Source organism: Brevundimonas sp. Soil_N_31, from assembly GCF_057655995.1.
The window spans coordinates 27,841-48,880 of the sequence record NZ_JBDGLE010000010.1; the positions used below are offsets into that span (position 1 = coordinate 27,841).

The following is a 21,040-nucleotide window of genomic DNA, read 5'->3' on the forward strand; positions in this document are numbered from 1 at the left end:
CGCGCTACCATGCCGATCTAATGCCGTCGCCTCCCGGCCCGTTCCGACCTCGCGCTCCCTTGTGACCGACCCGGACGGGGTCCTCACCCAGTCCTTAAGGCAAGGCTGTGGTCGCTGGGAACGCAACCTCGCCCTGCGTGCTTTGTTCGCTGGCGTATCAACTCGAGAAGAGCAAAGACGTGGCCGCAGAACTGAATGCTCGACGCGATGTCGTCGTCATCGGCGCCGGCCCGGCTGGCCTGGCCGCAGCCCTGTATCTGGGGCGATATCGTCGGGACATTCTGGTGCTGCATGACGGCAAGAGCCGCGCGTTGAGGATTCCCCTAACCCACAATGCGCCGGGATTTCCGGACGGAATTCGCGGACCGGAGCTGATCGCCCGGATGACGCGCCATGCCGTCCAGTACGGCGCCGCCGTCGAGGAGGCCGAAGTGGTCATGATCGACGCTGTCGCCGACGGATTTCACCTCCGCCTCAAGGACGGCTCTACGCGAGCGAGCCGCGCGGTCATCCTCGCCACAGGCATAGAGCTCAATCAGGTCGATCTGCCGGACGCAGTTCATGAGGCGGCGATCCGAGCGAGCGTGCTGCGCTATTGCCCGGTGTGCGACGGCTATGAGCACACGGACAGACGGATCGGCGTGATCGGCTGCGACAGCAACGGCGCGGCCGAAGCCCTCTTCCTGCGGCAATACTCCGACGACGTCACCCTGATGCCCCTCAGCCATCCCGAGGTTTCCCCCGCCCAGGTGCAGGAGCTGGCGGCATCTGGCGTCAGCTTGGAAACGGGCGCCCTGCTCGCTCTGGAACCGGTTGCGGACCGCATCGGCGTCCGGCTTGAAGGGCGCGCGCCTCTGGAGTTCGACGTCGTCTATCCGGCCCTGGGGTGTCGGCCGCGGTCAGTTCTGGCGGAGCAGCTCGGCATCGGTTTGACCGGAGCCGGTTGCGTGTCCGCCGCCGGCGTCGCCGATAGCGGCGTTCCCGGCGTCTTCGCCGCCGGAGACGTGGTGGAAGGGCTTGATCAGATCAGCGTCGCCATGGGCCACGGCGCCATAGCGGCGACAAAGGCTCACAACTGGCTGCGCGAGCAGGACCACGATACGCTGCAGGCTAAAGCTTAGATCCTGAAGGCCGAGCCCCGTCCGAATACAGAGCGATGCGACCAGCGCCGTCAGAGTGATAGGCAACCTTCTGAACTCAGGGGAACAGCGGTTAAACGGGCACGTTGCGGCTTCATGAGCGAACTCGTTGCCAATATCGTGGGCTCGGCGGCGGCCGTCTGCTCCATCACCAGTTTTGCGCCTCAAGGGGTAAAGATCTGGAAGGAGAAGGACGCCTCGGCTATCAGTTTGAAGACCTACGCACTGACGGTCACCTGCTTCATCCTTTGGGTGATCTACGGCGTCATGACAGAGGCATGGCCCGTCACGATCGCGAACGCCTGCGCCCTGGCGATGGCGTCAGGCGTTCTGTTCATGAAGTGGCGCTTCCGGGACGACGGTCCGAAGGCCGCCCATTCCTGAGCCGCCCCTTGTTCAAGCTGACATACTGCTCGGCCCCCGGCGGCGTCGACGCCTCGAGCGCTTCCGGACGCCCCCGCCCAGGCGAACCTGAAGCGTTCGTCGTGGTCCGAAACTACCGACGGCAGGACAAGGCGAGCCTCACGGCGATCCCACGTCCAACGTCCTCGCCCGGCCCGCTTGAGCTCGGCCCCCGAGGGAAACCTGGCGGTCTAGATCAGCCCCGACAACGCGTCTCCACCTGCCGAAAGCGGTCGAAATCCCAGGATGCCAGGCCTGATTGTTCAGGCCAGCGTCCTGAAGGTGATCGAATAGCGCAGCGCCGTCATCGGCAGGATCGAATGCTCCCATTCCCGCCGGGCCTCGCCGAAAAGCCGATAGACCGACCCGGGCTCCAGCGGCGCGGCTGACCGGCGCCACCCCGTCCCATCCTTCTGGCGCAGGCGCATCACACAGGGCGCCAGCAGAGAGACGCCTAGAATCTCGCCATAGACAGGCCGATCCCGATGCCAGCCGATCCCGGCCCCCGGGGCGTATTCATTGACGAGGGCCTGAACGAAGTCGTCGCGCTTCAGGCCTACCCGCTCGGCAAGACGGGCCAACAAGTCCTCCAGGAAATCCGGCCACGGATCGGCGACATCCAGCCTGCCCCGTTCCACGTCGTAGCGCCGTCCGAAGGCGGCGATGCGCCGGAAGGCGAGGTAGCCGAGGTGCTCATAAGGTTTGAAGCTCAAACTCTGGAGCTCCGACGCCAGCTCAGCCTGCTCATCGGCGGTCAATACGTCGGGCCGGTAGTCGAACCCGTCCGGTTTCGTCGTCGGCGCAGGCGCATGGCCGAACAGGTCGGCCTGGACCGCTGTCATGACAGCGCCAGTTCGCCCACAGCGGGCTGGGCCGTCGCCTTCTCGAGGTTGGAGATGGTGACCCCGACCAGGCGAATCCCCTTGGCCGGCGGATAGAGCGACCTGATCAGCAGGCGGCTGATTTCCCTGAGGCGGGCCTTCGAGGCGACCGGCTCGGCGAAGGACCGGCTGCGCGTCGATTGCTGAAAGTCGGCCCATTTGACCTTCACCGTCACGGTCCGCCCTAGCGAACCGGCCTTCTCGCACCAGGCCCAGACCTCGTCGGCCATCTCCTCGACGCCGGCCTCGATCGCCGCTGGCTCAACGAGGTCCCGCGCGAAGGTGGTCTCCGAGCCGCTGGACTTGCGCTCACGGTCCGGATTGACCGGCCGATGATCCTCGCCGCGCGCGATGGCGTAGTACCAGGAGCCCGACTTGCCGAAATGATGTTGGAGAAAGGCGAGCGACTGGCGACGCAGGTCCGCCCCCGTTTCGATGCCCAACCGGGTCATCTCTCCGCCGTCACCGGGCCGACGCCATGGAAGCGCTTGACCGGCAGGTCCCTGACAAAGGCCTCTCCTCGGCCCGGCGGCACCACGAACTGGCCGTTCGGTTTGCGCTGATCCGACGCCAGCTTGGCCAGGAATTTGTTGTAGGAAATCCCGGCCGAGGCCGTCAGCCCCGTCTCTTCCAGGATGCGGGCGCGGACCTCATCAGCGGTGGCGGTGGCTGTCGGCAGACCCCTGAGGTTGGCGGTGACATCGAGATAGGCCTCGTCAAGCGACAGCGGCTCTATCAGATCCGTGTAGTCGGCGAAGACGGCGTGGATTTGGGCCGAGACGGCGCGATAGACCTCGAACCGGGGCGGCGTGAAGATCAACTCCGGGCAGCGCCTCAGCGCAGTGCTTGACGGCATGGCCGACCGCACTCCGAACCTGCGCGCCTCATAGCTGGCGGCGGCCACCACGCCGCGCGAAGCGGCGTGGCCCACGGCCACCGGCCGGCCGCGCAGCGCAGGATCGTCCCTCTGCTCCACCGAGGCGAAGAAGGCGTCCATATCGACATGGATGATCTTGCGAGGCGTCGCGATTCCCATGACCCACGCGTAGCAGAAAAGGAACAAATCAGGAACAGCGCTTAGCGCATAGAGGGACCTCGGCAACCGGCGACCCTCCAAGACAGCGCGCCGCCGAACGCCTTCACTCCTTCCAGCACGCCGCGGCCGATCGAAGACGTGAGGTTCGCCGCCGAATCCCTGGCGGAGCGATGGGCGAGCCGGGAGACCGGTTTCGTCTTCAGCCTCGCCGCCGCCGCGTTACGCTCAATGCCCCAGCGCGCCGGAACAGGCTGGCCTGAACGCCATGACAGCTGACCGCGATGCGGACACGCCCCGCGTCAGGCTCGGCTAGAGGCTCCGAGCTCTTCTTCAACCTGGTGAAAAAGAGTCTGCGCCTCCCCGTCATCCAGGGCTTCGATGTCGACCGCCCCGGTCAACTCGATCACAAGATGGATGACCGCCCGACAGGCTGCGCCGTCTCTGGGAGCCTCCGCCTCGACCCAGGCTGCAATGGCCGAAAGCGTGTGGAGAGCCTCCTGATCGGTCATGGGGCTGTCCGTCAATGAGGCGGCCGCCGCGATCTCACGCATTTCCCACAGAGCCCGCCGGCAGACTCCGGCCCCGCGCTCTGTCACAGGCCTCGGCCTTGTCGCGTTTTCCCTTGCGCGGAGAACCGGGCTGACCGAGCCGGGAAAGCGCTCGGCCTGCGCCTCCAACCCTTTGTTCGCGCAGTCATCCGCGCATTCGACAACCCCAATAACGGCCCCGCCGAGCTGCGCGGTTTTTCAAAAATCGGGGCGGCCCTGACCGGGAACCTGCGGATCAGGGGCAGGGACAAACGCCCGCCGCCTGTCCCGGATGTCACCCATGAGCCACGACGGTCACAGTGCGTCCTGGTTGAAAGCACGGTCTCACTCGACGCCTGAACTTGTCATCTCATTTGGGGCTTGCGTCGCGCTGTCCCGGAAGGCCGCAGCGTCCTCGACCTGAGCGCCATTGTCGACCGGAGCCTGAGCAAAGGGGCCGGCCCAAAAGGCCCAGACGATCGCAAAGCCGATCGCTGTAAGCCCCAGGCCTGAGAGGAGGACCGTCAGTATGCGGCTCCCTCGGCGTCCCTGACGGGCGTTGCGGGCCCTGATCGCAGCTGGGCCGCCCGTGTGTTCGGACGGGGCGTCTTCAAAGCGGTCAGACATGGCTTCCTCTCCAAGTTCAAGAAATTGAGGCTCGCTTCTGGGCCGCGGCATGGCGTCAGGCGACCAAACCCAAGCTCATGAACCGCCTGACCCGGCCCCTGGAGCGTGCGGGCCTGCCCCTTGGCCACGTCGTCTCTATGGAAACTCGGGGGCCGGCCCCTGAGGTCGGGACTGGCAGGCGTCGCGCGTTTTGGAGGCGACGCCTGCCCGCCGAAGGATGGAGCGCATCACTGCCCCGCTTCCTCAATGGTTCATCCGCCAAAGGCGTTCCCTCCGCCAGGCAGAGGCAGGCGACGCGGCTGCGGCGATCCGCCGTCTTAATGGCGGGCACTGTTCAGAAGGCGCCGCCTGAACACTCTCGCCTTCAGGGCTTGAGGACCACCTTGGTCCACTCATTGGGGTTGTCGTGGAAATTCTTGTAGGCCGCTGCGGCCTCCTCGAGCGGCAAGCGATGACTAATCAGGTCCGTGGTGTCGATCTGGCCGTCCATCACAAGCGCCAGTAGTTTGGGCAGGTATTTCTGCACATGGGTCTGACCGGTTTTCAGGGTGAGCCCCTTCTGCATGAAGGCGCCGATCGGCAGCTTGTCGCCGATCCCGCCGTAAACCCCCGGCATGGAGATGCGGCCGCCTTTGCGGCAGGCCATGATGGCCTCGCGCAGGACATGCTGGCGGTCCGTCCCCAGTTTCGTCTCCTGCTTGACCGCGTCGATGATGTTGTCCGGAGCGAAACCGTGCGCCTCCATGCCCACCGCGTCGATACAGGCGTCGGGGCCGATGCCCGCCGTCATTTCCTTGAGGGCCTCAAGAATCTTGACCTCATGATAGTTGAGGACCTCGGCGCCGTTCTGCTTCGCCAGGGCGAGGCGGCGCGGATGGTGGTCGATGGCGATCACCCGCGCCGCCCCCATGTGGATGGCGCTCTTGATCGTGAACAGCCCGACCGGGCCGCAGCCCCAGACCACCACCGTGTCGCCCGGCTCGATCCCGGCGTTTTCAGCCGCCATCCAACCCGTCGGAAAGATGTCCGAAAGGAAGAGCACGCGCTCGTCTTCGATACCGTCAGGCACGACGATGGGCCCGAAGTCCGAATAGGGAATGCGCGCATACTCCGCCTGCCCGCCTGCGTAACCGCCCGTCAGGTGCGAGTAGCCGAACAGCCCGGCGGCGGGGTAGCCATAGGCCACCTCGGAAGCATCGGACTTGTCGGCCGGGTTGGAGTTGTCGCAGGCCGAATACTGCTCCTTGCCGCAGAAGAAGCACTGGCCGCAGGCGATGACAAAGGGCACCACCACCTTCTGCCCGATCCTGAGACTCGTATTGCCCCGCCCCACCTCGACGACCTCGCCCATGAACTCATGGCCGAGAATATCGCCGCGGTGCATGCCCGGGATGACGCTGTCGTAGAGGTGCAGATCCGAACCGCAAATGGCCGTGGCCGTGATCTTGATGATGGCGTCCCGGGGATTGATGATCTCGGGGTCGGGCACCGTGTCCACCCGAACATCATGTTTTCCGTGCCATGTCAGTGCGCGCATGAATTTCGTCCTTGAATAATCAGCCGCGCGGCGCGGCGTCGGGAGCCCGGGAGGTCGAGACCTCGCCTGTCTCCATCAGTTGCTTGAAACGGCGGAGCTCGCGTCGGGCCTGGACGCGCGGTTCGCGCTGCATCACCTTGGCCACGAGCTTCCCCACGGCGCCGGCCGGCGGGTCATAGCTGATCATGACGCGGACCTCGGTCCCTCGCCCGAAGGCGTTGTCGCGGAACTCGACCCAGCCTTCGTGATCGATGTCCGCCGCCTCCGTCGAGCGCCAGGCGATCTTTTCGCCCGGTCGGTCTTCCACGATCTCGGTTTCCAGTTCGACATCCATCCCGCCGGGCCCGGCAATGACCCAGTCGCGTCCGTCGCTGCTGACGGACCGGACATTGGCCATGAAAAGGGGAAGATTCCGGAACTCACGCCAGAAGGCGTAGAGCTCGGATCGGGGCCGGTTGATCATGACCGCCTGGATGGACGACGAGGCATGATCCCCGTCGTGGACGTCGTCGTTCAGAAATCCTGTCGACGCCATATTCGCGTCAGTGGTTCTCGGCTGCGTCTGCATGGGTTCTCTCCGGTTCCGGGGCGGCGCGGCCGCCCCGCGGCTCATAGTTTTTCGCGCGCCTTGGCGAGGTCGCGAACAAGCTTGGTCCGCGTCTGGTCAAACCGCGTCTTCTCTTCGGCGGCCCGGGCTTCGAGGCTTCTCATCTCGACCCGAACAGCCTCCGCGCTGTCGGCGTAAGCCCGCTCGAACGCCTCCAGTTCGTCTGCAAGGCGCTCGACGCGACGTTTCTCGGCGGCGGTCGGCCCTTTGCGCGCCGTCACGCGCGCCGCTCGGGGACCGGCCTTCCCGACATCGACCGCCAGCCCCCGCTCGACGACCTCTCCGGGTCGCGCCCGAGCCGCTTCGGCGTCCTCCGCTTCAGGGGCTTCCCTGGCGAGGCCCGAAGCGAAGATGTCCTGGTGGATGCCCCAGGCGGCCAGGGCCTTGGGCCGGGAGGCGGCCGCCACCGTAAAGCGATGGAAGCCGTCCGACCATTCAAAGACCTTCAGCCTGGGGGCCATGCTATTCGCCGGAAATCGACTTCTGGACTTCCTCGGCCTTCTGCAGATGGGCTTCGATCTTGGGCAGGACGGTGCGCGCGCGCGTCGCCAGGGCGGGCGCCTCCGCGTTGTCCGAGAAGCCGCGGTGCAGGGTCACCGCCTCCTGATGAGCCGCGACCTGCTGATCGATGTAGACCTTGTCGAAATCGGCAGCGCCGGCGGACCTCAGGTTGTCGATCAGCCCCTTGCGCCGCTGATCGAGTTCCGCAGGCGGGGTCACGTTCGGGGCCGCGGTTGAGGCGGCCGCCTTGAACGCCGCGCTGGCGGCGGTGTGATCCGTCTTGATCATCTGGGCCAAGGCCTTGACGTCGGCCCGGCTGGCTCGATCCAGCGCTATATCGGCGGCCTGGATTTCATACATGTCCCCCATGGCTGCGGCCGGCACATAGGCGCTGACCAGGTTTGCCCCCATCGTAGCGGCCGAGGTCTGGCCTACCGGCGCGGACACCGCGTCCTGGGCCTTGTTGACGGCTTCATTCCCGTCCCGTGGGCTGCAGGCGGACAGAAGGGCGGCGGCCGCAGCGGCGGCGACAAGGATCGAGGCGTGGCGCATGTTGGTCATCTCCTGATTGATATGGAGGACAAAGCGCCTCCGACGCCATCGGGTTTCCTCAGACCGGGCGCGGGCGCGGCGCCAAGGCCCTCGGAGCCCGGCGCGACGGGCGGGCAGGCCCACTGTCCGAAAGCCGACACAGGGTCCGCGTCTCGGAGCGGCGTTGGGACCGCGCCAGGCGACCCCGGGAATCTGGGCTCGCGGAAAGCGCCAGACGGCCCGCGCGCTCGCTCCGCCGTCCCGTTCGAGCAGCCGCCCGGCTACGCCTCTCTCAAGGCGCTGAGCCAGGACGACGCTGTGCGAGGAAGCCTTGGTCCCGTCCATCATCTTACGCGCCGCCGCCTTAACCTCCGACGAAAGCAGAAGCGCCTCCTCCACCTTCGTGTGGAGGCTCTCCAGGCTGACGACTAGGCGCCGTCCGTCATCTGCGCGAGCGCAAGCGCGTCACCGACCGCCTCTCCCAGGGCGGTATTATCGAAGATAACCCAGAGATCGCGATCACGCGTTCCCCAAGCCCGCACCCTGTCGCGAATGGTCTCGAGCCGGTCCCGTCCATAGGCTGACCGATACATGGCCGGACTACCGTGAAGACGGACATAGACGCATCCATCGCCGCCAGGCAGGCCCGCGCCTGGCGCGGGCTCCGGGTCCGCCGCGACGCGCGCCGCCCCGTGGTCAGCGAGGAGTCTATCCGCCGCTTCCGTGAACCAGGACGGGTGACGGGGCTCGATGACGACCGGCGTTTCGAAGCGAGCCCGAAAGGCGTCCAGAAAGACCGCTATCCTGGCGTCGTTGAAGAGAAGGCTCGGCGGCGTCTGCACGAGGATCGGGCCCAGTCGGTCGCCCAGGCTCTCCAGATCGCTGGCCAGTTCCGCGAGCAGGTCGTCGCAGTTCTCCAGCTTCCGAAGGTGGGTGATCTCGCGCGGCGCCTTGACCGAAAAGCGAAAGTCCCGAGGCGTCGCGGCGGCCCAGCGCGCGAACGTGGAGGGGCGATGGCGGCGGTAGAAGGTCGTGTTGATCTCGACCGCGCCGAGGCGCGCGGCGTAGCGCTCCAGCCCGCTGCCCGTGACAGGAAACCGGTCTCTCACCTCCGCCGGAATGGCCCAGCCTGCTGTGCCGATCCGGATCTTCATTCCCTCCGACCCGAGAGGCTCAGCGCCGGGCGACAGACCGCCTGGATCACGACGCGTCGCGTCGCGCCGCCGTGCCCGGGGTGGCCGGCGCGAGTTCCTCAGCCTGGGTCTTGGGCGGGGGACCGTCCGTCTGCTGGAGACCATCGTCGGGCGTCTGGCGGATCGAGAGTATGGATTCGCCGCTTTTCAACAGGGGCGCGGCCGCGTCTACGGCCTGGGCGTCCGTCGGGGACGGCACCCTCAATCTCCGTTCGGCGCCATGGGCGTCGGCGACGATGATCTCATAGAATTTCATATCGGTCCTCATCGGTTCCGGGCGTGATCCAGCGTCGAATCCAGCGCCCTGACTGTCTGGGTTAGCGCGCCGCTCGCCAAGCCGTTCCGAGCGTCTGACGGCAGGGGCGGGATCGGAGTTATCGGGAACAGGCGCCGCCTTTCGAGGCTTGTAACCCATGCCGCCGCCTCTGCTCGAAGGACCGCCCTCGCATGAAACCCGCCGACAAGCCCCCTGTCCTGCGCAACCCTCGGCGGCTGCTCCGCTTCACCGGGCTCCTTTTGCTGCTGCTGCTGCTCGTCTACCTCGGCACAGCTCTGACAGGGTTTTTGAGAAATCAGGAGAAGCGGCCCGATCCGAGAATGACGGGCGCGGAGGCGCCGCTTGAGCGCGCCGGAGGCGTTTTGACTGTCAACTGACGCGACCCCTTGGGTCGCCTATCGGGCTTATGGAACGTGCTGCGCCCAATCGAGTTACCGCCTGCCGACTGAACAGCAAGGAGACAGGGGAATTCGATGTCTGCGGATGGGGTTTATGATGACGACTTCTTCGCCGCGCTGGCTAATCGCGGCTTCTACGTCTTCACGTCCGGGCCCATCGCGGCGGCAAAGCCGCAAGCCTTCGCTGCACGCTCATCGGCTCCGGTTCTATCGACAGGCGAACCCAGCGCCGAGGCGAGCGATAACGCTCTGGTCGAGGCGGCGTAACCCAGCGCCGACCACCCCATGCAGGTCTCTGCGTTAAGTTGACCGGCCGCGTCGCCGAGGGTCGGCCCCGACCCTATTAGGCAGCGCGAAGCTGAAAAATCTTGAGAAACGGCCCGCGCCAAGGGTGTCCCCACCTCAAAGGCGTCGCCCTGGCCCCAGGTCGCATACAGGACAGAACAGCGGCGCCTGGAGCCGATCCAGCGGGAAGCCGTTGCGGTCCGGCGCACTGGGCGCACAATCAAGGATTCACTCATGGCTGAGAAAACGCTCGACAATCTGTTCCACGACACGCTCCGCGACATCTACTACGCCGAGCGGAAAATCCTGAAGTCCCTGCCCAAGATGGCTCGCGCCGCCCAGTCGCCCGAGCTCCAGGCCGCATTCGAGAAACACAAGGACCAGACTGAAGGTCAGATCGAGCGCCTTCAGCAGGTGTTCGAGATCATCGGCAAGGCGCCCCGCGGCAAGACCTGTGACGCCATCGACGGGATTCTGGCCGAGGGGGACGAAATCGCTGAGGAGTACAAAGACACCGCTGCGCTGGACGCCGGCCTCCTCGCCGCCGCCCAGGCGGTCGAACACTACGAGATCACCCGCTATGGCACGCTTAAACGCTGGGCCCTGGTGCTCGGACTGAATGACGCCGCCGCCCTGCTTGACGAGACGTTGCAGGAGGAATCACAGACCGATGAGGATCTGACCACGATAGCGGATGCTGCGATCAACGCAGAGGCGATGGGTCTGGCCCGGTAATCTCACGGCGGTCGAACTCGGCCGCCGCCCCCTGACGGCGAGCGCCCGCACCTGCAACGCGGGTCTTCGCGCTGGCCGTCAGCGGGCGCGGGTCGGAGGAGCCTGATCCTGGGTTCTGGTGCGGAAGTGACCGACTGGGGGCGCCGGACGATGGCGGGCGGGTTTGACCCGGAGCCTGTTTATAAGGCTTTCACTTCATGCTCGCCGGACTGCGCTACCTGGATTGCCGCCTTGCAGCCACATGCGACTATGCCCGAGACGGATTTGAAAGAGAGACTGGCGGTTCTGGAGGGTCACGCGGTCCCCCAGGATCCCGGACGCATGTCGCTAGGCAGGTACCGCAGCCTGGGTCGACCGGCGGGCCTGATCATCGACGCCCCCAGATAGACACTTCTAAACCGGGGCTCTTCTGAGCCCTAGATAGGTCGGGCCGACGTCCGCCTGCCCGGATTCAGAACGCCAGCGGGACCGTCTGCCACAGGATGCTGACGCCGGCGACCAGAACGCCTGTCAGACCCACGCGCCGTTCCCATGCTTCCGGACCTCCCTTACTTCGCTCTTGGCCGAGCCAGACCGCCATGGCGATGAGCGCGAGCAGACAGCCCAGGCTGAAGACCAGGCCCATCCAACGTGCGCCGGCAGCCTCGCTCGACGACCAGACGTCAGCCGCGCTGGACATCAGATAGAGGCCGATAAAGTGAGCCGCCCAGATCAGCAGACCGCCGGTCATCCTCAGCCAGCGCGTCATAGGCCGCTGCCCGGGAACAGGCGGACCAGGAGGATGACGCCGATCGACTGCGCTGCGGTGAAGGCGAGGAAGAGGCTGATCAGGTCCACCGTCGAGGGACGCTCCGCCGCCAGGCGACTGAACAAACGCCTCAGTACGATATAAAGCCCCATCAGGCCGCCGATGGCGGCGAAGGTCCCAGCCCAGCTCAGAAGGGCGTAGACCGAAGCGCCCTGGCTGGAGACGTCCGGTTGCAAGCCCGTCGTCCACCACGCCCGCCCCTCCACGATTGAAGCCGCGATCACCCCGGCGGAGGCCAGCACCAGCAATCCTGTTGCGGCCGAGACCGCGCCGTCGCGCGCCATTCTCACGGCCCGCGGCGCGGCGAGCGCGCAAACGCCGGCCACGGCCAGCAAGCCGACGGAAACCAGGAGCGAACTGATAGGCGGCGGGGCCTGCCACAGGTCCGGCCGTCGGCTCCACAGGAAGACATAGGAGAAACCCGCCAGCAGGCAGACCATCCCCCCGACGATCAGGACGATCACCATGGCCCACCAGCCGTGGCTGGACGGACCAGATACATAGTTGGGCACGCGGATGCCTGCACCGATCTCCGTCGTCTTGCGCGCATGCGGCGCGTCCAGGAACCAGCACCAGCGCATGATGCAATAGATGGCCAGCACGCCGCTGATGACGGCGGCAGCATAGGCCTGGATGGTCAGGATCAGGAAGAAGCCCGCCGTGAAGACCGCGCCGAAAAGATGCCAGCCTGAAGGACGAGGGATGCGCAGCACATACTGCGGCTCCGCGTTCAATGGGCTGGTCACCAGGGTCTGCCGCTCGCCCCGGGCCGCGCCCGGCAGGAAATAGCGGCCCGCTGCGACGTCTTCCGCCAGCCCCTTCTGATCCCACAAGGGATAGAGGCTCTTCACCACAGGGATCGACCGGACCGAATAGAAGCCGCTGGGCAGCCACTCCAGCCCTGGACCGTCGTGGATGTTGCCGGCCTCGCGGGGGCCGAACGGCCGGAAGTTGCGGATCATGTCGATGACCCACAGCAGGACGGCCAGACCGAACATGAAGGCGCCGATGGTCGAGATGAAATTGGGCAGATCCCAGCCTCGCCCCGGCAGGTAGGTATAGACCCGCCTCGGCATCCCCATCAGCCCGGTCAGGTGCATGGGCATGAAGGCCAGGTTGTGCCCGGCGAACATCAGCCAGAAGATCCACTTCCCCCAAGGTTCGCTCAGGGGCCGCGCGCTGGACATGGGCAGCCAATAGTAGATGGCGGCGAACAGCGGGAAGACCATGCCGCCGATCAGGACGTAATGCAGGTGGGCGACGATGAAGTAGCTGTCGTGGGCCTGCCAGTCGAAGGGCACCATGGCGACCATGACGCCTGTCAGCCCGCCCATGACGAAGATGACCATGCCGCCGACGGCGAACAAACCCGGCGTGGAGAACCGCATCCTGCCCGCCGCTATGGTCGCGATCCAGGCGAAGACCTGAACCCCCGCCGGCACGCTGACCGCCATGGAGGCCGCGCTGAAATAGTTGATGCTGATCTGCGGCATGCCCGTGGTGAACATGTGGTGGGCCCAGACGCCGAAGCTGATGAAGCCCGTCGCCAGCATGGCCATGACCACCAGCGGGTGTCCGACCAGAGGCGTGCGCGCCATGGCCGGAATGATGGTCGACATGGCCCCCGCCGCCGGCAGGAAGATGATGTAGACCTCCGGGTGGCCGAAGAACCAGAAGAGGTGCTGCCACAGCATGGGGTCGCCGCCCTTGAGCGGGTCGAAGAAGGGCCAGCCGAGCGCCCTTTCCAGCTCCAGCAACAGGGTCGCCAGGATGATGGACGGGAAGGCGATGATGATCATGCAGGCGAAGATCAGCATGGCCCAGGCGAAGACCGGCAGCTTGTCCAGGGTCATGCCCGGCGCCCGCGTCTTCAACACCCCGACGATGATCTCGATGGCCCCCGCGATGGCCGAAATCTCGATGAAGCCGATCCCCAGCAGCCAGAAGTCCGCGTTGATGCCCGGCGAATAGGTGGTGCTGGTCAGCGGCGGGTACATGAACCAGCCCCCGTCCGGCGCCAGGCCGAAGAACAGCGAACAGAAGAAGGCCAGACCCCCGATCAGATAGGCCCAGAAGGCGTAGGCCCCCAGGCGTGGAAACGGTAGGTCGCGCGCCCCCAGCATCTGCGGCAACAGCAGGACGCCCAGGGCCTCGACCGCCGGCACGGCGAACAGGAACATCATCACCGTACCGTGCATGGTGAAGATCTGGTTGTAGGTGTCCTGGGCCAGGAAGCCTGTCATCGGCAGGGCCAGCTGCGTTCGCATCAACAGGGCCAGGACCCCGGCCAGCACGAAGAACAGCATGGCCGCGCCGACATAATAGACGCCGATGATGTTGTTATTGGTGGCCGTGATCCATTCCCACGGCGAGCGCGGCCCGCACCAGGCCTGTTCCAGCTGCTCCAGCTCCCCCTCGGGCCGGGGTTCCGTGGTCGGGAAGCGGTCGTACTTGTCGACGTCGAAGCCGGTTTCCGACGTCATTTCAGGCTTTCCAGATAGGCCGCGACATCACGCAGCTCCTGTCCGCTCAGGACGGAATAGGAGGGCATGCGGTTGCCGGGCTTGATGCCCTGGCTGTCGGCGATCCAGCCCGCCATCGTGCCCTGATTATTGGGCAGGATGCCCGCCCCCAGGGTCTGCCGCGATCCCACATGGGTCAGGTCCGGCCCAGCCAGACCATTGGCCTCCGTCCCCCGGATCGTATGGCACGCGCCGCAGCCCGAGGCGGTGAACACCGCTGCGCCAGGCAAGCCCGACACCGCCGCCGGAGCGGCCTGTTTGAGACGCCATGCCGCAAAATCAGCCGGCGAATGGGCCACCACCACCAGTCCCATCAGGGCGTGGGGACCGCCGCAGTATTCCGCGCACTGGCCCGCATAGACGCCCGGCGCGTCGGCCTGCAGACGCATGAAGTTGCGCCGGCCGGGGATCATGTCGGTCTTGCCGCCCAGACGCGGAATCCAGACGCTGTGGATCACATCCGCGCTTTCCAGTTCCAGAACCACCGGACGACCGGCGGGAATATGGACTTCGTTGGCGTCCTGGACGAGTTCGCGGCCCTGATCATCGAGATAGGCCACTCGCCACCACCACATCTCGCCCGTGACGCGCACCCGCATTTCACCGGCGCGCGGGGCGTCAGCCACGCGGGCTGTCACGCTCAGCCCGTAGATCAGAAGGCCGGTCAGCACGACGACGGGAAAGGCCAGGCCGCCGATCCAGACCAGCTTCTCGCCCGCGACCCGCCGCTTCCATCTAGGGGGTCCGAACAGGGCGACGCCGAGCGCGATCAGCACCAGGGTCAGCACCACGGCGCCCATGATGAACAGGACCCAGGCGACCGTGGCCACCGGCCCGGCGAAGGGGCCGGCCGGATCCAGCACAGGCGGCGGCCAGCCGCTGAGAACGGCGGGCGTCTCAATCGTCATCGAGCGTATAGAGATAGGCCGCCACATCGCGGGCTTCGGCGTCGGTCAGAGGCATGGGCGGCATTCCCGTATCGGGCAGCAGGGCTGGCGCGTCCCGAACCAAGGCCGCCATCACTGCGGGTTGGTTGGGCAGTCGCCCCGCGATCATCGGTCGCGACGCCACACCTGTCAGGTCCCCGCCCGTACGGCCTTGCGGCCACCGAACGCCCGGTATGGCATGGCAGGCGGCGCAGCCATGACGTTCGATCAGTCTGAGCCCCTCTGCTGCATCGGCCTGGGCCAGGGGGCGCGGCGCATTCGCCTTGTCGGCGCAGGCCGTCACGGCGGCGCACAGCCCCGTCGCCAGCAGCAAGGTCTCTATGGTCCGCATCGTCCGAACATGATCGCATCCCGCCCCTCTTCAGCTTCACCAGAACCCAATCCTTCGCAGCCTGAGGGGTTCCCGCCCCGGAACCGAGACCATAAGTCGGTGTTGGGACAGGGTGCGCGCTCTCCCTCCCCTCACGCTTCTCGGCCTCATCCTGACCGGCTCCGGACTTGTCGCGTGCGACGCCGCGCCCGGCGAGACCGACCGCGTCTTCTCGTCTTCGGGAAAGGTCATCGCCATGAGCGGCGGCGCGGGCGGAGCGGCGAACGCCTGCTTCACCTGTCATGGACTTCAGGGTCAGGGCGACGGCGTCTCGACGCCGCGCCTGGCCGGGCTGGACGCCGGCTATCTGCAAAAACAGATGGAGGACTACGCCAGCGGCCTGCGGCCGGATGATGTGATGAGCCGCATCGCCAAGGGGCTCGATCCCGACAGCCGTCGCGCCGTCGCCCTCTTCTACGCCGGCTTGCCGTCGTCGACGTCGACAAGCGCTTCCCCTTCAGCCGCCGCACCTCCGCCGGTCTGGCGGACGGGCGATGCCTCTCGCGGAATCACGGCCTGCTCATCCTGTCACGGCCCCAATGGACAGGGCGCGGGCGAAGGCCAGCCGATCGTGGCCGGCCAGCCTCTCGCCTATACGCTCGAGCAGATCGACCGCTGGAAGTCCGGCAAGCGCCGCAACGATCCACGCGGCGTCATGGCCGCCGCCGTCCAGAGGCTGACGGACGCAGAAGCGCGCGCCATAGCCCAGTGGCTGTCCGGCCAATCTGTTTCTCCAACGCCCGCCAGCGCCTCTGCCAGCGCGTCCGTTTCGGCCGCAGCTGCGGCGCGACCGGCAGCATCGCGTGAAACACGTCGTCCCGATCGATCAGATGGTGTTTGAGCGCCGCGCCCGCGTGAATCGGGATCATCAGCAGCAAGGCCGCCACCATGGCCCAGTGCATCCATTCGGCCCCGGCCTCGATCGCCCATCGCTGGGTGTTGGAGACCTCCTGCATCGGCAGCAAGGGCCAGGGGATAAAACCCGCCGCAGCCAGCTGGGTGTCTCGCGCGGTGGCGGAGATCATGGCCCATCCTGACAGCGGCAGACCGAACAGGCAGATGTAGAAGACATAATGGGTGATGTGCGCCGCCAGGCTCTCCCAGCCCGGCTTATCCGCGTCATTGATCAGATTGGGCGCCGCCAGTCGCCAGGACAGCCGCCCGATGACCAGCATCAGCATCAGCAGGCCGATGGCGAAATGCACGTCATAGGCCGCCGCCTTGGCCCCGCCCACCGGCAGCCGCCCCATCCACCAGCCCCACCCGAGCTGGAAGAAGACCAGGCCCGCCATGGTCCAGTGAAAGACGATGGCGACCGGCGAATAGCGGCCTTCGTCGTGATGGCCCGCCGCCCATTCCAGCGCCTGTGCGATCAACCGGTCAATCATGCCGTACGCGCCGCCTCCCCGCGCCTGAACAGCTCGCTGATCCGCCAGAGCGCGACCAGGAGATAGGCCGCCGCCGCGGGCGCCCACATGATCAGGCCCGCCGCCTGCTGATCCTCCAGCGGGCTCATGCCCCAGGCCAGGGTCGTGGCGAAGTGCGGCGTATACAGCGGCTCACCCGCAAACACGATCAGCGCCCCCAGCAAGCCCATCAACAGCATGGCCGCCAGCAGGCCCGCCACGGCGGCGGCCGCGTTGGACGCCCGCACCGCCGCCCAGAACCAGACGGCGCTGCCCAGAATGGTCAGTTGCATGACCCAATAGACCAGGTCGTTCGACAGGGCCGCAGCGTAGAGATCAGGCGCGTGCCAGGCCCAGAAGACGACGGCCTGGACAGCCGTCGCCAAGGCCAGTCGCGGCGCCCTCAGCCTGGGCAGCCACAGAGCCGCCAAGGGCGCCGCAGCGAGCAGGAGCAACAGATGGTGCAGCGTACGGGCCGTGAACAGGGCGGAACTCAGTGCGCACAGCGGCGAGATAAAGACGAGAACCAGCACCCCCGCCGCACCCAGCAAGAACGGCGATCCGGGACGCCTCTGCACCGCAAGAAACACGCCGCACGCCACGAGGAGCCCCAGCGCCACCAGAAGCACCGGATCGCCGTTCCAGCGTCCCAGCACATCCTCGGGATCGGGCGCGGGCCCGCAATAGGGCGTCCAGGGCGTCATCGTCATAGTCGGCTAACGACCCGGAACGGCGACGGTTCAATCCTGCTTCGCGACCGTGACGCCCTCACCGCGAGGGGGCGATCCGCCAGACCGTATTGGACAGGTCGTCTGCCACCAGAAGTATCCTTTTCGCCGGGTCAAAGGCCACGCCGACCGGACGGCCACGGGCCTCGCCGTCCTTGAGGAAGCCGGTGGCGAAATCGACGGGCTGTCCCACGGGACGGCCGCCGCTGAACGGGACCCAGGCGACCTTGTACCCGGACGGGTCCTGACGGTTCCAGCTCCCATGCATGCCGATGAAGGCGCCGTCGGCGTACTGGCCGCCGAAGCCGCCGCTGCGCGCGAAATCAAGACCAAGCGCCGCGACGTGCGAGCCCAGGGCGTAGTCGGGCTTGACGGCCTTGGCGACCATGTCCGGCTTTTGCGGCATCACGCGCGGATCGACGTTCTGGCCCCAGTAGCTGTAGGGCCAACCATAGAAGGCGCCGTCGCGAACCTGGGTCAGATAGTCAGGCACCAGTTGAGGGCCGAGTTCGTCACGCTCGTTGACGACCGACCACAGGAGACCGGTGGTCGGCTCAATCGCCAGAGCGGTCGGATTACGAATGCCGGTGGCGATCGTGCGACGCGCCCCGGTCGCGCGGTCGATTTCCCAGACCACGGCCCGCTCCTCTTCCAAGGCCATGCCGCGTTCGCCGATATTGGAGTTGGAGCCGATGCCGACATAGAGTTTGGTCCCGTCCGGGCTGACCGCCAGGGACTTGGTCCAGTGGTGATTCACGCGCGAGGGCAGAGCTGTGACCCGCTCGGGCGGGGTCGCGATACCCGTCTGGCCGGGCTGGAAGGCGAAACGGGTCAGCGCGCCCTGCTCGGCGACGTAGAGGTAGCCCTCGACATAGGCCAGACCGTATGGCGCATCCAGATTATCGACCAGGACGGCGCGCAGTTCGGGGACGCCGTCGTTATCGGCGTCGCGCAGCAGGGTGATGCGGTCGCCGCCGCTGATCTTGGTGTTGCCCTGTTTCTTGATGAAACCGGCGATCACGTCTTTGGGGCGCAAGGGCGGCGCGTGACCGCCACGCCCTTCGGCCACCAGCACGTCGCCGTTCGGCAGGACCAGCATCTGACGCGGGATCTTGAGGTCGGTCGCGAAGGCGCTGACGGTAAAGCCCTGCGGAACGGTCGGCGCCTCTCCGTTCCAGCCGGCGGGCGGGCTGATCTTCATCGCTGGGACCAGGGTCTCGTTCACCTTGGGCAGATCAGGATTCTGTCCGGTCTGGCTCAGCTTGGGATCGCTGGCGTTGCCGCAGGACGCGACGGTTAGAGCCATTGTAAGGGTCGCGGCGCTGGCGGCGAGCAGGTTCTTGTCCATCAGATTGTCTCCCGCGCGGAATAGGCGATCCAGCCGGCGATCATGACCAGCAATGTGCATAGGAGGGACAGGATCAGGCCAAAAGCGCCGACCGAGCTCCACGCGTCCTGGCTGTGCTTGAAGGCGTTGACCAGCCCCAGCGCCCAGGCCAGGGCAAGCGCAACCAGATGGATCAGGCTGAGGCGGGACCGACCCCGCCGCGCGCGAACGACATAATCGATGATGGAGAAGACGCCTGCGATCCCGCCGAACACCAGTGCCCCGGTGATCAGCCAGGCCGAGAAGTTCGTCCACTGAATCTCCGCCGTCTTCAGATAGGCGATGTCGGTGAACAGGGCGAAGGTGAAGAGGCTGATCGGAAACGCCAGCAATATGCGGTGCAGGGGTCGCACCACCCCGCCGGATCGTTCATCGATGGTCATGTCGCCCTCTCCCTAAAGCCTGGCTTTGGCTAACTGCTTGGCCGCGAGATGGTTCAACCGCTCGGTAGAATGGGTCTGGTCAGTTGAGCCCGACGGCGTTTCGACCGGTTTCGATCGCGGCGGGCGCGGCTAGCGGCGCCTTGTCCTCTCTCAGACGGCGACCGGCGTCCCCGGGTGAGGTGCTGATCATCGACCATGCCGGTTTTGGTCAGAGCTTGCCGGGAGAGAACCCTCGCCTTTGCGCCTCCGTTTCCCTGACCTTGTTCAGGAACCCGCTGCATGTCTGACACCGTCTCCGAGCCCGCATTTGAACCTCCGCCTGAGGCCATGGCCTTTTACGAGGAGAGCCTGCGGCTTTTGAAGGAATCCGGCGTGCCTTTCCTGCTCTCCGGCACGTATGCGGTGACGGCCTACACCGGCATCCGCCGTCCCACCAAGGACCTGGACGTCTTCTGCAAGCCTGGCGATTACCCTCGCATTCTCGCCTACTTCCAGACCCGCGGTTACCGGACGGATGTCGAGGACGAGCGCTGGATCGCCAAGGTCTGGAAGGACGACAAGCACTTCTTCGACGTCATCTTCGCCATGTCGAACGGCACCATCGCGGTGTCGGACAGCTGGTTTGGCGAGGACCGGATCACGGTCTACGGCCATGAGGTCATGATCACGTCGCCGACAGCCCTGATCCTGTCCAAGGTCTTCATCCAGGATCGGTATCGATACGACGGCGCCGACGTGAACCACGTCATCCTGAAGCAGTCCGACGCCATCGACTGGAAGTCCATGCTGGATCAGATGGACCTCTATTGGGAGGTCCTGATGGCTCACCTCCTGAACTTCCGCTTCGCCTATCCCACAGAGCGCGGCCGTGTGCCGGCATGGCTGATGACTGAGCTCCTGGAACGACTTCAGGCCCAGGTCGATCTGCCCACGCCGCGCGTCAGGGTCTGTCGCGGCCGTCTGTTCAGCCCTCGCGACTATATCGCCGACATCAGCGAATGGGGCTTCGGCGACGTTGTCGGCAAAGGCCTGGAGGAACGCCATGACCCCGTCGCCTGACATCCAGACGCCTCAACCCGGCATGGAGGCCGGACCAGGAAGGAAGCTGCGTATCGCCGCCGTTGGCGACCTGCACGTGGGCGAGACTTCGCACCGTGTCTATCGCGACCTCTTCGACCGCGTTCACGAAGACGCGGACGTCCTCTGCCTTTGCGGCGACCTGGTCAACTTCGGCAAGACAGGCGAGGTCGAGAACCTGCTCGAAGACCTGCGCGCCTGCCGCATCCCCATGGTTGGGGTTCTCGGCAATCATGAGCATGAATGCGGCCAGCCCGACGAAGTCGCCCGACTGATGTCCGAGGCGGGCGTCAGGATGCTGACCGGAGAGTCCTATGAGATCGGGGGCGTCGGTTTCGCCGGCGGCAAGGGCTTCGTCGGCGGCTTCGGTCGTTACATGCTCAGTTCGTTCGGAGAGGCTTCGATCAAGCAGTTCGTCCAGGAGGCGGTCGAAGACGCCAACCTGATCGAGAATTCCATCCGCACCCTTCGTACCGAACGCAGCGTGGTGCTGCTGCACTACGCGCCTATCGTGGACACGGTGATCGGCGAGCCGCCGGAGATTCACCCCTTCCTCGGCTCCTCTCGCCTGGGGGAGGTCGTGGATCGCTACGAGAACGTCAAACTTGTGGTCCACGGCCATGCTCACCGCGGCGCGCCTGAAGGCCGCACGGCACGAGGCGTCCCCGTCTACAATGTCGCCTTGCCCGTTCTGCGGACCCTGGGCGACCTTCCATATCGTGTGTTCGAGGTCTGA

25 protein-coding genes and 1 pseudogene are annotated in these 21,040 nt (G+C 66.0%); 8 read left to right on the forward strand and 18 right to left on the reverse strand.

Annotated features, from left to right (window positions below; all coding sequences use genetic code 11):
- The first annotated feature begins 107 nt into the window (after positions 1 to 107).
- Together AC3A3G_RS14915 and AC3A3G_RS14920 are read left to right on the forward strand one after the other, a co-directional pair.
- The gene (locus AC3A3G_RS14915; RefSeq protein WP_487488574.1) at positions 108 to 1,121 is read left to right on the forward strand and encodes an NAD(P)/FAD-dependent oxidoreductase; all 1,014 of its coding nucleotides are present in this window, start codon (positions 108 to 110) and stop codon (positions 1,119 to 1,121) included.
- Positions 1,122 to 1,235: 114 nt separating this feature from the next.
- Positions 1,236 to 1,523, forward strand: a complete 288-nt coding sequence (locus AC3A3G_RS14920; protein ID WP_487488575.1) for a SemiSWEET family sugar transporter — start codon at positions 1,236 to 1,238, stop codon at positions 1,521 to 1,523.
- Positions 1,524 to 1,804: 281 nt separating this feature from the next.
- Here AC3A3G_RS14920 and AC3A3G_RS14925 read toward each other — a convergent pair whose 3' ends face one another.
- From AC3A3G_RS14925 to AC3A3G_RS14970, 10 genes are all read right to left on the reverse strand, one after another.
- On the reverse strand, positions 1,805 to 2,383 hold the full coding sequence (locus AC3A3G_RS14925) for an alpha-ketoglutarate-dependent dioxygenase AlkB (protein ID WP_487488576.1): 579 nt from the start codon (positions 2,381 to 2,383) through the stop codon (positions 1,805 to 1,807).
- Positions 2,380 to 2,874, reverse strand: a complete 495-nt coding sequence (locus AC3A3G_RS14930; RefSeq protein ID WP_487488577.1) for a DinB/UmuC family translesion DNA polymerase — start codon at positions 2,872 to 2,874, stop codon at positions 2,380 to 2,382. The genes AC3A3G_RS14925 and AC3A3G_RS14930 overlap by 4 nt, the downstream gene beginning before the upstream one ends.
- Positions 2,871 to 3,458: a DNA polymerase IV gene (gene dinB / locus AC3A3G_RS14935; protein WP_487488578.1), complete on the reverse strand. Its 588-nt coding sequence runs from the start codon at positions 3,456 to 3,458 to the stop codon at positions 2,871 to 2,873. Before dinB ends, AC3A3G_RS14930 begins: the two co-directional genes overlap by 4 nt.
- A 299-nt stretch (positions 3,459 to 3,757) precedes the next feature.
- Complete coding sequence (locus AC3A3G_RS14940; RefSeq protein ID WP_162790630.1) at positions 3,758 to 3,967, reverse strand: hypothetical protein; 210 nt, start codon at positions 3,965 to 3,967, stop codon at positions 3,758 to 3,760.
- 1,009 nt (positions 3,968 to 4,976) lie between these two features.
- Positions 4,977 to 6,149 carry a zinc-dependent alcohol dehydrogenase gene (locus tag AC3A3G_RS14945; protein ID WP_114817681.1) on the reverse strand — a complete coding sequence of 391 codons (1,173 nt, stop codon included), beginning with the start codon at positions 6,147 to 6,149 and terminating at the stop codon, positions 4,977 to 4,979.
- Between the two features lie 19 nt (positions 6,150 to 6,168).
- Complete coding sequence (locus tag AC3A3G_RS14950; RefSeq protein WP_487488579.1) at positions 6,169 to 6,717, reverse strand: SRPBCC family protein; 549 nt, start codon at positions 6,715 to 6,717, stop codon at positions 6,169 to 6,171.
- A 41-nt stretch (positions 6,718 to 6,758) separates the two neighbouring features.
- Positions 6,759 to 7,217 carry a hypothetical protein gene (locus AC3A3G_RS14955; protein ID WP_487488580.1) on the reverse strand — a complete coding sequence of 153 codons (459 nt, stop codon included), beginning with the start codon at positions 7,215 to 7,217 and terminating at the stop codon, positions 6,759 to 6,761.
- 1 nt (position 7,218) lies between these two features.
- Positions 7,219 to 7,809: a DUF4142 domain-containing protein gene (locus AC3A3G_RS14960; RefSeq protein ID WP_487488581.1), complete on the reverse strand. Its 591-nt coding sequence runs from the start codon at positions 7,807 to 7,809 to the stop codon at positions 7,219 to 7,221.
- A gap of 407 nt (positions 7,810 to 8,216) precedes the next feature.
- The gene (locus AC3A3G_RS14965; protein WP_487488582.1) at positions 8,217 to 8,942 is read right to left on the reverse strand and encodes a DUF72 domain-containing protein; all 726 of its coding nucleotides are present in this window, start codon (positions 8,940 to 8,942) and stop codon (positions 8,217 to 8,219) included.
- 46 nt (positions 8,943 to 8,988) lie between these two features.
- On the reverse strand, positions 8,989 to 9,237 hold the full coding sequence (locus tag AC3A3G_RS14970; protein WP_487488583.1) for a hypothetical protein: 249 nt from the start codon (positions 9,235 to 9,237) through the stop codon (positions 8,989 to 8,991).
- Between the two features lie 191 nt (positions 9,238 to 9,428).
- Between AC3A3G_RS14970 and AC3A3G_RS14975 the strand changes: the two genes are divergently transcribed.
- The 3 genes from AC3A3G_RS14975 (at position 9,429) to AC3A3G_RS14985 (ending at position 10,676) form a co-directional block, all read left to right on the forward strand.
- The gene (locus AC3A3G_RS14975) at positions 9,429 to 9,635 is read left to right on the forward strand and encodes a hypothetical protein (RefSeq protein WP_211306011.1); all 207 of its coding nucleotides are present in this window, start codon (positions 9,429 to 9,431) and stop codon (positions 9,633 to 9,635) included.
- 96 nt (positions 9,636 to 9,731) lie between these two features.
- On the forward strand, positions 9,732 to 9,923 hold the full coding sequence (locus AC3A3G_RS14980) for a hypothetical protein (RefSeq protein WP_487488584.1): 192 nt from the start codon (positions 9,732 to 9,734) through the stop codon (positions 9,921 to 9,923).
- A gap of 252 nt (positions 9,924 to 10,175) precedes the next feature.
- Entirely contained in the window at positions 10,176 to 10,676 is a 501-nt protein-coding gene (locus tag AC3A3G_RS14985) for a YciE/YciF ferroxidase family protein (protein WP_487488585.1), read from the forward strand.
- A gap of 451 nt (positions 10,677 to 11,127) precedes the next feature.
- On the opposite strand, the gene AC3A3G_RS14990 is transcribed toward AC3A3G_RS14985, so the two are convergent.
- From AC3A3G_RS14990 to AC3A3G_RS15005, 4 genes are read right to left on the reverse strand one after another with little or no spacing between them, the layout of a single operon-like run.
- Positions 11,128 to 11,424 (reverse strand): hypothetical protein, encoded by a 297-nt coding sequence (locus tag AC3A3G_RS14990; RefSeq protein ID WP_487488586.1) that lies wholly within the window; start codon positions 11,422 to 11,424, stop codon positions 11,128 to 11,130.
- Positions 11,421 to 13,967, reverse strand: a complete 2,547-nt coding sequence (locus AC3A3G_RS14995; RefSeq protein WP_487488587.1) for a cbb3-type cytochrome c oxidase subunit I — start codon at positions 13,965 to 13,967, stop codon at positions 11,421 to 11,423. Before AC3A3G_RS14995 ends, AC3A3G_RS14990 begins: the two co-directional genes overlap by 4 nt.
- On the reverse strand, positions 13,964 to 14,914 hold the full coding sequence (locus tag AC3A3G_RS15000) for a cytochrome c oxidase subunit II (RefSeq protein WP_487488588.1): 951 nt from the start codon (positions 14,912 to 14,914) through the stop codon (positions 13,964 to 13,966). The genes AC3A3G_RS14995 and AC3A3G_RS15000 overlap by 4 nt, the downstream gene beginning before the upstream one ends.
- Positions 14,904 to 15,284 (reverse strand): c-type cytochrome, encoded by a 381-nt coding sequence (locus AC3A3G_RS15005; RefSeq protein ID WP_487488589.1) that lies wholly within the window; start codon positions 15,282 to 15,284, stop codon positions 14,904 to 14,906. The genes AC3A3G_RS15000 and AC3A3G_RS15005 overlap by 11 nt, the downstream gene beginning before the upstream one ends.
- A gap of 235 nt (positions 15,285 to 15,519) precedes the next feature.
- Between AC3A3G_RS15005 and AC3A3G_RS15010 the strand changes: the two are divergent.
- A pseudogene (locus AC3A3G_RS15010) lies at positions 15,520 to 15,981 on the forward strand (c-type cytochrome); the annotation flags it as partial.
- Here the strand turns inward: AC3A3G_RS15010 and AC3A3G_RS15015 are convergent.
- The 4 genes from AC3A3G_RS15015 to AC3A3G_RS15030 are packed head-to-tail and all read right to left on the reverse strand — an operon-like array spanning position 15,977 to position 19,227.
- Positions 15,977 to 16,711, reverse strand: coding sequence for a cytochrome b (locus AC3A3G_RS15015; RefSeq protein ID WP_487488590.1), 735 nt, complete (start codon positions 16,709 to 16,711; stop codon positions 15,977 to 15,979). The pseudogene AC3A3G_RS15010 and the gene AC3A3G_RS15015 sit on opposite strands and share 5 nt — an antisense overlap.
- Positions 16,708 to 17,439 carry a cytochrome c oxidase assembly protein gene (locus tag AC3A3G_RS15020; protein ID WP_487488591.1) on the reverse strand — a complete coding sequence of 244 codons (732 nt, stop codon included), beginning with the start codon at positions 17,437 to 17,439 and terminating at the stop codon, positions 16,708 to 16,710. Before AC3A3G_RS15020 ends, AC3A3G_RS15015 begins: the two co-directional genes overlap by 4 nt.
- Positions 17,440 to 17,497: 58 nt before the next feature.
- Positions 17,498 to 18,763: a PQQ-dependent sugar dehydrogenase gene (locus AC3A3G_RS15025; protein ID WP_487488602.1), complete on the reverse strand. Its 1,266-nt coding sequence runs from the start codon at positions 18,761 to 18,763 to the stop codon at positions 17,498 to 17,500.
- Between the two features lie 41 nt (positions 18,764 to 18,804).
- Positions 18,805 to 19,227 (reverse strand): DUF2231 domain-containing protein, encoded by a 423-nt coding sequence (locus tag AC3A3G_RS15030; protein ID WP_487488592.1) that lies wholly within the window; start codon positions 19,225 to 19,227, stop codon positions 18,805 to 18,807.
- Between the two features lie 279 nt (positions 19,228 to 19,506).
- On the opposite strand from AC3A3G_RS15030, the gene AC3A3G_RS15035 reads away from it, so the two are divergent.
- Complete coding sequence (locus AC3A3G_RS15035) at positions 19,507 to 20,286, forward strand: nucleotidyltransferase family protein (RefSeq protein ID WP_487488593.1); 780 nt, start codon at positions 19,507 to 19,509, stop codon at positions 20,284 to 20,286.
- Complete coding sequence (locus AC3A3G_RS15040; protein WP_487488594.1) at positions 20,270 to 21,040, forward strand: metallophosphoesterase family protein; 771 nt, start codon at positions 20,270 to 20,272, stop codon at positions 21,038 to 21,040. The genes AC3A3G_RS15035 and AC3A3G_RS15040 overlap by 17 nt, the downstream gene beginning before the upstream one ends.